Source organism: Aeromonas sp. MdU4 (genome assembly GCF_041929505.1).
GTDB lineage: Bacteria > Pseudomonadota > Gammaproteobacteria > Enterobacterales > Aeromonadaceae > Aeromonas.
The window spans coordinates 22,911-32,122 of record NZ_JBHFMW010000019.1; the positions used below are offsets into that span (position 1 = coordinate 22,911).

The window sequence follows — 9,212 nt, forward strand, 5'->3', positions numbered from 1 at the left end:
CCCGCTGCCAGATCACAAAAATGAGTTTCAGTTGTTACTGATTGCCGAAAACCCCGGACGATATCGCGGGTCTAATGCCGCGCTCGATATTGCCCCCCGTTGATGTCTATTGTTGTCCCGTTACTCCGGCAAATGAGCCTAGCGTACCCCACCGGCCACCATACGAGCCCGATGCACCCGTGGGTAGTGGTTGGTGAACGGGGGCCGGGACAGGTGAGCTGCAAGACGCTCGCCATCATGGCGGGCAGGATCGAGCAGCAGTCCCACCACGGTTCCGCTATGAGCCACGTTCAGACCCAGCAGATCTTCATGCTCGACCAGCGCCAGCAACTCGGCAAAGAGCGGTTTGGCCAGCAGCTGCTGGCTGGCGATTGCGCTCAAGGTGGTGGCCTGGCCGAGCGCAGCGGGATCATGACGCTCGGCCGCTTGCTCCATATGCTGCCAGGCTTGCCCTAACAAAGGGGCGCCTGCGAGCAGGTGGGGCTGACGATCCAGCCGATGGTAATCACGGGTTAGCAGCCGCTCGGCGCTTTCCAGAATGAGCAGCTCAACCTCCGGTTGCCAGTGATGGTGTGCCAGCACATGGCCCGCCTTGTGATCAAAGAGTGTCAGGGCATGAAACATGGTGCTGTCGGTTGGTTCGAGCGCCACGCAGAGGCGGGCCAGCTCTATTTCACTCAGTTCATGCCCAAGATGACGCGCCGTCGCCTGGGCGGTGGCCGCCATATCGGCGGTGCTGCTCGCCATGCCCTTGCCAACCGGAATGGTCGAATCAAAGCGAATACGCAGCCCTTTGCCGAGCTCTGCAGGCAGATCAAAGTGTTTGAGTACGGCGCTCAGCATGGCTCTCATCTTTGGCCGCTCTGTCGTTAGCGGGGCCGCGTCAGAGACTTCAACCGTGCTGAACCAGTCGATGGGGCAGGAGATCAGGTGCTCACCCCCCTGGACCCACCCCTGGATCAACTCACCGCACGATGCGGGGCAGCACGCTTCAGCCACACACTCTCTCCGTGACGCTCTTCAGCACTGCCGTCATGGCGGCGACCAGTGCCTGGTTCTCCGCATGGCTGCGAATGGCGACCCGATAGTAGTCGCTGTTGAGACCGGGATAATTGGCGCAGTGGCGGATCAGCACCTGATGGCTGAGCAGTGCCTGCTGCAACTCCATCCCGGGGGAGAGGCAGCGTAAAAAGAGATAGTTGGCCGCAGAGCGCCACACCTTGATCCCCGGCAGGCTTGATAGTGCATTGAACAGATAGATCTGCTCCGCTGCCAGCCATTGATATGTGGCCGCCCGGTAAGCCTCATCGGCGATGACTACCTCTCCGGCCAACGCGGCAAAGGCGTTGATGGTCCAGGGCTCGCGGGTGCCGCGAAGGGTATCGAGCGTTGCGCGATCCGAGCTCATGAGGTAACCGAGGCGCAGGCCGGGGATGGCATAGAACTTGGTCAGCGAGCGCAACAGGTAGAGGCGGGGATGGCTGGCAAGCCATTCCACCAACCCTTGCTCTCCGGGCAGAAAATCGATAAAGGATTCATCGACAATCAGGTCGATACCACGGCGGTCGCAATGCTGCACAATCTGGCCCAGCAAGGCGGCGTCCGGTTGCTGGCCCGTCGGATTGTTGGGGGTGCATAAAAAGAGGCAGTCGATCGTCTCATCAAGTGCCTCCAGCAGGCGCTCGGTCGGCTGAAAGTCGTCGGCTTCCTCCAGTTGGAAATCTATGATCTCGCAGCCGATCCGCTCGAGCGCCCGACGATACTCGGCAAATCCCGGCACCGGCAGCAGTGCGCGGCGTGGTGCGAGGGCGGCCACAATGGCAAAAATAAGCTCGGTGGCGCCGTTGCCGGCAATACACCACTCCACGGGGACACCCGCGTGATTGGCAATGGCTCTGTGCAGGTGGCGATACTCGATATCGGGGTAACGTTCGGCCAGAGCCAGATTGCTCACGATGGCTTGACGCAGCGAGGCGGGCATCCCGCGCGGGTTGATGTTGGCACTGAAATCCAGGATCGTTGCCGGATCCATACCGTGGCGCTCGGCCATCTCCAGAATATTGCCACCGTGTTCTGCTTTACTTCCCATCATCTCATCCAGTCGATCGTTATCAGGCGCGTTATACCAGCGCCTCCAGCTCCAGAGCAACCGGAGCCATCTCATCGAGCGCGAAGGTGGTGGGCACAAATTGCAACAGATCATGTAGCTGCACTACCTGACCAATCACGATCATGGCCGGAGCCTTGATCTGCTGGTGCTGGACCTCTTCGGCCAGGGTGGCCAGAGTGGCGATCGCCATCTTTTGTCTCTGCTGGCTGGCATACATAATGGCGGCTGCCGGTGTATCGGCCCGGCGACCGTGACGTACCAGCTCGGCGCAGATGTGCTCCAGCTGGCTCATCCCCATCAGGATCACCAGGGTGCCCTGCAATTGCGCCAGATGTTCCCAGTCTTGCGGCTCCTTGCCTTGTTGCAGGTGGCCGGTGACCACATGGAAAGAGGAGGCGTGGGAGCGATGGGTGACGGGAATGCCTGCGTAGGCCAGACCGCCAATCGAGGCGCTGATCCCCGGGATCACTTCGAACTCGATACCTGATTTGGCCAGGGTTTCCACCTCTTCGCCACCGCGGCCGAAGACATAGGGGTCGCCCCCCTTGAGGCGTACCACATTGCGACCACGCAGGGCATGGGTCACCAGGATCCGGTTGATCTCGTCCTGCGGAATGGGGTGATTGTTCGGGGTTTTACCCACGTTGATTTTTTCACAGTCAGCGGGCACTTCGGCCAGCAGTTCACTGCACACCAGCCGGTCATAGACCAGCACCTGTGCATTGCGTAAGCAGTGCAGCCCTTTTACGGTAATCAGACCCGGATCGCCCGGGCCAGCTCCGATTAACCATACCTTGCCTGTCATCGTCATACTGCCATCAGGTTGTTGGCGGCCATCCCCATTGCATGGAGGGATCAGGGCACTCAGAGCCCTGTTTCCGATGGTCACCGGAATTGTCAGATGAGTATTATTACATGTGAAACAGGACAAAATATTCGGGCAGAGCACACTTTCGGAAAAGTGTTTCATGCATGATGCCACCATATTACTTTTCTAATGATGCCTTTAAAATCATGGTTTTAGCTTGATGGCATGATCTTCTTTCCAAGGATCATCCGGGCACAACGGGACCACACACGTCGGAGGCAAAGAGACAATGAGAAATCAGGAACGTTATCAGGCGCGTCAGCAACGTCGTCAGGAGGCCGTAGCAGAGCGGGTGCGTCAGGCCACCGAGGAGCGTGGCTTACTGCTGGTGATAACGGGCAATGGCAAAGGGAAAACCACCGCCGGGTTTGGCTGTGTGTTGCGTGCCGTAGGGCACGAGCAGCAAGCAGCAGTGGCCCAGTTTGTCAAAAGTGATAAATGGGATGATGGTGCGCGCCGGGTGCTTGAGCGCAGTGGCGTTCCCTTCGCCTTGATGGGGACCGGGTTTACCTGGGATAGCCAGAATTTCGAGGCAGACAAGGCCGCCGCCGAGAAGTTGTGGGAGACGGTGCAAGGGTGGCTTGGTGATGAAAGCCTGGATCTGGTGATGCTGGATGAGCTGACGTATATGATCACCTACCGCTATCTCGAGCTGGAGCGCGTTATCGCAGCCATTCAGGCCAGGCCTGCCCATCAGCATGTCATCATCACGGGGCGCCAGTGTCATCGCCAGCTGCGCGAATTGGCCGACACGGTCAGCGACATCGACAGTGTCAAGCATGCCTTTGATGCCGGGATCAAGGTGCAAAAAGGCGTGGATTACTAAGCGCCGGTGAGTTGCACGGTACGTCCGGGTGGGTGAACCACCCCATATCCTCTGGTTATAAGGGGTATAACAAGCGCGTGGCTGCGCGAGCCTTTAGACTGCACGCCTTAAAACAGCAATTTTGCAGGTGGTGCAGTTATGGTGATTACTCAGGGTCCACAGTTCAACGGCAAGGCATCCAAACGGATGCATGTGATGGCCAAACCGATCGGGGCCGTGTGTAACATCGACTGCACGTACTGCTACTACCTCAGCAAGCAGGATCTGCTGGCATACAAGAAGGGCTGCTCTCCCGAGATGGACGAGCAGACTCTTGAGACCTATATCCGCCAATATATCGAGGGGCAGAATACCCCCGAGATCATCTTCTCCTGGCAGGGGGGCGAGCCGACCCTGCTCGGGCTCGACTATTTTCGCAAAGTGGTCGAGTTGCAGCGCAAATACCAGCCGCAAGGGGTGGTGATCGCCAACGATCTGCAGACCAACGGCATCTTGCTCAACGACGAGTGGTGTGCGTTTCTGGCGGCCAACAACTTCCTCATTGGTCTGAGCATCGACGGCCCCGAGTTGCTGCACAACGCCTATCGGGTCAACCGCGCTGGCCGTGGCACCTTCAAGCAGGTGATGGCGGCGGTGGCGCTGTTGCACCAGCACAAGGTGAAGTTTGCCACACTGACTTGCGTCAACAACCTCACCAGCAAGAATGCGCTGGAGGTTTACCGCTTCCTGCGTGACGAGGTGAAGTCGCCCCAGATGCAGTTTATCCCCATCGTCGAGCAGAAGAGCTTTCGCACCACCGCGCCCCAGACCTGGCAGCCGCAGGAGCAGCTCAAGCAGGGGGACAAGCGCCTCAATCCGTGGCACAAGAACTCGGTAGTTGAGCCCTGGTGCGTCTCGGCGGAAGGGTGGGGGGATTTTCTCATCACCATTTTCAACGAGTGGGCGCAGCGGGATCTGGGCCGGGTCTTCGTGCAATATTTCGAGGCGTGTGTCGAGACCTGGATGGGACGCAAGAACCCCCTCTGTACCCTGGGGGAGATCTGCGGCAAGGGGCTAGCGATGGAGCCTAACGGCGATGTGTTCGCCTGCGATCACTATGTCTACCCCAAGTACAAGATCGGCAATATCCATCATCAGTCGTTAAATGAACTGGCCTATTCGCCTGCTCAGCAAGCGTTCGGGTTTGCCAAGTCGCGCAGTTTGACCAGCCAGTGCCAGCAGTGTGACTACCAGTTTGCCTGCTATGGCGAGTGCCCGAAGAACCGTTTTATCCGCACCCACGAGGGGGAGGCGGGTCTCAACTACCTCTGTGCCGGTTGGCACAAGTTCTTCAATCACATCGATCAGTCGATGGCCTATATCCTGCGCCGGGCCGGTTATCCGGTGGCGCACGGCAAATTTCGCGATGCAGCGATGAACGGCGCACAGGGGAAGTAAGCAAGTGAGCATCTTGAGCAAAAACATGTGTCGTCAGCCCCTGTTCGGCTGCGTTCGCCCCTTGTGGCTGGCACTTGGCCTGACACTGTCCAGTGCCGCGTTGGCCGAATCGCCCACCCCGTCTCCCGTTGCCAGCGCCTCGGATGTGGTTCCTGTTGCCACTGCGTCTGCGGCGGCCAGTGCCCCCTCGGCGGCCCAGATCCAGCAGTGGGCTTACATTGCGCAGGATATCTCCCTGCCTGCAGTGGAGCGGGCGGACGCGCTGCGCCAGCTGGCTGCCTATCCGAGCCAGAACAGTCTGGTGGCGGTGGCCAGAAGCCTGCGCGATCAGAGTGCGCTGGTGCGCGAGGCCGCAGTGCTTGGCGCCGACCCCTATCAATTTACCTACCGCTGGCGGCTGCTCTCGCCGTTGCTTGCCGACAGCAGTGCCGACGTGCGCCGTGCGGTGACCCTCAATCTGGCGCGCGATTATGGTGTCATGGATGAGGGGCAACTGGGCACCATTCGTCAGCCATTGGCGGAGGTGAGCGAGTATCTCGCCAAACAGCAGGATCCGGCGTTGCAGCTGGTACAGGCCGACCTCTATCGCTGGACCCGGCAGTGGGCCAAGGCACAGACAGCTTACGAGCAACTGCTGGCCAATCAGCCCGATAATCCCCAGCTTTGGCTCGGCCTCTCTGATAACTTGCGGGCCCAGCAACGGGATAGCGAGGCGCTGGCCCTGCTCGAGAGAGGGTGCCTCGCGCTGCCGCAGAATGCCAACCTCCATTACGCCAAGGCGCTGACCCAGGTGCGCCTCGGTCAGAAGCGAGAGGCGGCGACCACCATGGCGCAGGCGGCCAAGTTGGCGGGCAATAACAGCTACTTCTGGTATCTCAACGGGGTATTGCAAGAGCCGCTGGATCTCGACACGGCGATCAGCTCGTTCGAGCTGGCCTACCGGATTTCCGGTGCGCCAGAGCAACTCTATGCAGTGTGCGATATCTACCTGCGCCACGATCACCCCAACAGCGACGCCTGCATGAGCGAGCTTGGCAAGATTGCTCCCCCCGAGGTGCTGGCAGAGCTCAACGGCAAGCGCATGAGCAAAGCGGGCTCCTCTCCCGTGTCGGTTGGCCAGTAATGGCCGCCCCTCTTTTTACCGTACAGGTCAGGTTATGAAAATCACCCCGTGCAACCTTGTCATTCCACTCCTGACCACCACCCTGTTGGTGGCGGGCTGCACCTTTTGGGTCAACCATACCAACCCGCCGCGCCATCCGCTGCAGCAGAAGATTGACGTGGATATGGTGCTGGTGGAGGGTGGGCGTTTCGAGATGGGCTCCGCCGAGCCTGCCGCCAAGGCGAGCGAAGGGCCGGTTCATACCGTCTCGGTCAACAGCTTTTACATGGCCAAATTCGAGGTCACTCAAGGGTTGTTCGAAACGGTGATGGGCTCTTCGAACAGCTATTTCCGCTCACCCAGCGTGCCGGTGAACAATGTGAGCTGGCAGCAGGCCAACCTGTTTGTGGCCAGGCTCAACGAACTGACCGGCGGCCACTACCGTCTGCCTACCGAGGCTGAGTGGGAGTTCGCCGCCAGGGGAGGCAAGCTCAGCCGGGGGTATCGTTACAGTGGTTCCGACCAGATTGACGAGGTGGCCTGGTACAGTGGCAATGCAAACAACCGTGCCTATCCGGTGGGGATGAAAAAGCCCAATGAGCTGGGGCTATACGATATGACCGGCAATGTCGGGGAGTTTGTGGCGGATGCCTATGAAGAGAGCTTCTACCGCCGCAGTCCGCAAGATAACCCGAGCAATGCGCAGGAGAGCAAGATCCACCTCGCCCATAAATCGGTCCGGGGCGGCAGCTACGCCTACGAGGCCGAGTTGTCGGAAAACTACCGGCGCGATTTTGCCAGCCAGTCGGTGATGATGGCGGATATGGGGTTGCGACTGGTGCGAAATGTCCGTTAAGAGCTCTGCATGAGCGTAGTCAGCCCCTGCTCGTTGACTACCTCAAACAGCTGCTGGCGTAGCCAGCGGTGACCCGCCTCGGCTGTCCGGCTCGGATGCCAGATTGCTGACAGGCTGAATACCGATTCGGTGAAGGGGAAGGGCAGTACCCGCACCTCCTGGTGGCTGGCGAAGGTCTCGATAGTAGAACCGGGTAGCACCCCGATGATCTCGCTGCGTGCAATGATGGGCAGCATCTCCATGGCGCTTGGCACCCGTACCACGATATTGCGATTGGCCATCTGGGGCAGGCGCTCGGCAGTGAGCATGCTTCTCCTGACTTGCCACTGGGCCAACGCCACATGCTCCTCGGCAAAAAAATCCTCAGTCGTCAGAGTGCAGCCCAGTCGCGGGTGGCTGGCGGCACATACCACCTGCACCTGCTCGGCATAGAGCACCTCGCTGCGCAGCATGCTGCGACCGCTCGGGGTCATGTCGATGATGAGGTCATAGCGCTGCATGCGCAGATCGCTCTCCATATCTTCGGTAAAGAGGGGATGCACCTCCAGCGAGATGCCGGGGGCTTGCGCTCTGATCTTGCACAACAGTGCCGGGATCAGGTTGGCACTGACCAGGGTGATGCAGGCGAGGGAGAAGACCCGCTGGGAAGTACGCGGATTGAAGGTGCGCGAAGTGGAGAGGGTTGAACTGAAGTTCTTCAGCGCAGCCGCCATCGCCGGATAGATGTCGATAGCAAACGAGGTGGGCTCCATCCCCGCCACCTTGCGGTTAAACAGCGGATCGTCGTAGATCTCCCGCAGCCGCTTGAGCGCCTTGCTGACGGCGGGCTGACTGATCTCCATGCGGGTTGCCGCTTTGGAGAGACTGCGCTCTTCATAGATGGCGACAAAGATCGGGATGAGATTCAGCTCGGTACTTCTGATATCAAGCAAGGGGGGCCTCGTTACATGTTCGTGGGATAGATCACGCGGTCACTGCATTGCCGGGGGAGCAAGGTGATAAAACGTGCCACGCCAATGAGTTGGCGTGGCAGATGACCGGTATCCAGTGCAGGCAGTGTAATGAAGAGCCCCTGCGGCTACAACCACCGCAGGGCAGGGTTGCGGGTTAGCTCTCTTTGTTGTCGGTAGATGGGGCTGGGCGAGCTGATGTGTCAGCCGGGGTTGCCAATCCGGGCAGGGCCGCTCGCCAGCCCACTGCACGGCGCAACCGGGAGTAAAGATTGCCCGTTGGCAGTTGCAGCCGGGTCAGCAGGTGCCAGCCCATCCGGAGCGAGTCAACCCGATCAAGGGGCCCTTGCTGGAATGCCGTCTGCTGCCGCTGCCACGCCGGATCGCAGCTGACGCGGCCCAGCTCCAGTGTCCCCTGTTTGCTGCGCAGATAACGATAGGCCAGTGCCCGCACAACTCCCCACTGTTGATGCCAGATGGCGGCCCCATATTGCCAAGCGAGGGGGCGAGGGTGGTGGCGGTAGTAGCGGGTGATCGCCAGCATGGTCAGCGTCAGTAGTACCAGTCCGCTCGTTACCCCAAGCAGCCAGGGCCAATAGGCCGCCAGCCAGGAGGCGGGCGTGTGGCGCACCTGCAGGGTTTGGCCAGGGAGGTTCAGGGTCTCCAGTCGGTGGGTCTGGCTGTTCCACCAGGTGAGCTCCAGCGCGGGCAGGGTCAACTCACCGCCGCGCTGCACGATGTAGGTGGTTTGATCCTCGCGCGCCGAGAGATACTCCCCTCGCTCCTGCGTATCGGTCAGTCGTGGTTGCGCCGGATAGGCCTGCACCCGTTCATCGTCTGCAAGTGGTGTGATCAACGGCGGGATCAGCACCGAGAGGGTATCTTGCCCACTGGCGGTGACGGTGCGGGTGATGGCATCTCCCACCTTCAGTTCTTCTTCGGCATGGTCATCCGCAGAGCGCTGCCAACGTTGGCTCAGGGTGAGGTTGCTGGCGCTCAGCCAGCGCACGCCGACCGTCAGGGTTGGGTCGGGCAGGGCGGCGGCAAAACGCTGGGGGCGGGT

The 9,212-nt window shown here is 60.1% G+C and carries 9 protein-coding genes; 4 read left to right on the top strand and 5 right to left on the bottom strand.

The annotated features are described in order from the left end of the window. Positions 1–138 precede the first annotated feature (138 nt). From ACE1BR_RS10060 to cobA, 3 genes are read right to left on the bottom strand one after another with little or no spacing between them, the layout of a single operon-like run. Positions 139–999: a GHMP kinase gene (locus ACE1BR_RS10060; RefSeq protein WP_374869863.1), complete on the bottom strand. Its 861-nt coding sequence runs from the start codon at positions 997–999 to the stop codon at positions 139–141. Then, a complete protein-coding gene (cobD, locus tag ACE1BR_RS10065) occupies positions 992–2,089 on the bottom strand; it encodes a threonine-phosphate decarboxylase CobD (RefSeq protein WP_374869865.1) in 1,098 nt (365 codons plus the stop codon). The genes ACE1BR_RS10060 and cobD overlap by 8 nt, the downstream gene beginning before the upstream one ends. Positions 2,090–2,120: 31 nt before the next feature. Then, positions 2,121–2,915 (bottom strand): uroporphyrinogen-III C-methyltransferase, encoded by a 795-nt coding sequence (gene cobA, locus ACE1BR_RS10070; protein WP_374869867.1) that lies wholly within the window; start codon positions 2,913–2,915, stop codon positions 2,121–2,123. A gap of 292 nt (positions 2,916–3,207) precedes the next feature. On the opposite strand from cobA, the gene cobO reads away from it, so the two are divergent. The 4 genes from cobO to ACE1BR_RS10090 all read left to right on the top strand — a co-directional run bounded on the left by cobO (position 3,208) and on the right by ACE1BR_RS10090 (position 7,199). After that, complete coding sequence (cobO, locus tag ACE1BR_RS10075; RefSeq protein ID WP_374869869.1) at positions 3,208–3,804, top strand: cob(I)yrinic acid a,c-diamide adenosyltransferase; 597 nt, start codon at positions 3,208–3,210, stop codon at positions 3,802–3,804. A 138-nt stretch (positions 3,805–3,942) separates the two neighbouring features. Beyond that, a complete protein-coding gene (locus tag ACE1BR_RS10080; protein WP_374869871.1) occupies positions 3,943–5,241 on the top strand; it encodes an anaerobic sulfatase maturase in 1,299 nt (432 codons plus the stop codon). A 25-nt stretch (positions 5,242–5,266) separates the two neighbouring features. Next, entirely contained in the window at positions 5,267–6,364 is a 1,098-nt protein-coding gene (locus ACE1BR_RS10085) for a tetratricopeptide repeat protein (protein WP_374869873.1), read from the top strand. A 34-nt stretch (positions 6,365–6,398) separates the two neighbouring features. Next, the gene (locus ACE1BR_RS10090) at positions 6,399–7,199 is read left to right on the top strand and encodes a formylglycine-generating enzyme family protein (RefSeq protein WP_374869875.1); all 801 of its coding nucleotides are present in this window, start codon (positions 6,399–6,401) and stop codon (positions 7,197–7,199) included. On the opposite strand, the gene ACE1BR_RS10095 is transcribed toward ACE1BR_RS10090, so the two are convergent. Then, complete coding sequence (locus tag ACE1BR_RS10095) at positions 7,196–8,131, bottom strand: LysR family transcriptional regulator (RefSeq protein WP_374869877.1); 936 nt, start codon at positions 8,129–8,131, stop codon at positions 7,196–7,198. The genes ACE1BR_RS10090 and ACE1BR_RS10095 overlap by 4 nt on opposite strands. Before the next feature lie 175 nt (positions 8,132–8,306). Then, a partial coding sequence (locus tag ACE1BR_RS10100) for a protein BatD (RefSeq protein ID WP_374869879.1) occupies positions 8,307–9,212 on the bottom strand: 906 nt, incomplete at its 5' end.

Coding starts and splice junctions, on each gene's coding strand:
- cobD (WP_374869865.1), bottom strand. CDS start 2,089: ATGGGAAGTAAAGCAGAACACGGTGGCAATATTCTGGAGATGGCCGAG.
- cobA (WP_374869867.1), bottom strand. CDS start 2,915: ATGACAGGCAAGGTATGGTTAATCGGAGCTGGCCCGGGCGATCCGGGT.
- cobO (WP_374869869.1), top strand. CDS start 3,208: ATGAGAAATCAGGAACGTTATCAGGCGCGTCAGCAACGTCGTCAGGAG.
- ACE1BR_RS10080 (WP_374869871.1), top strand. CDS start 3,943: ATGGTGATTACTCAGGGTCCACAGTTCAACGGCAAGGCATCCAAACGG.
- ACE1BR_RS10085 (WP_374869873.1), top strand. CDS start 5,267: ATGTGTCGTCAGCCCCTGTTCGGCTGCGTTCGCCCCTTGTGGCTGGCA.
- ACE1BR_RS10090 (WP_374869875.1), top strand. CDS start 6,399: ATGAAAATCACCCCGTGCAACCTTGTCATTCCACTCCTGACCACCACC.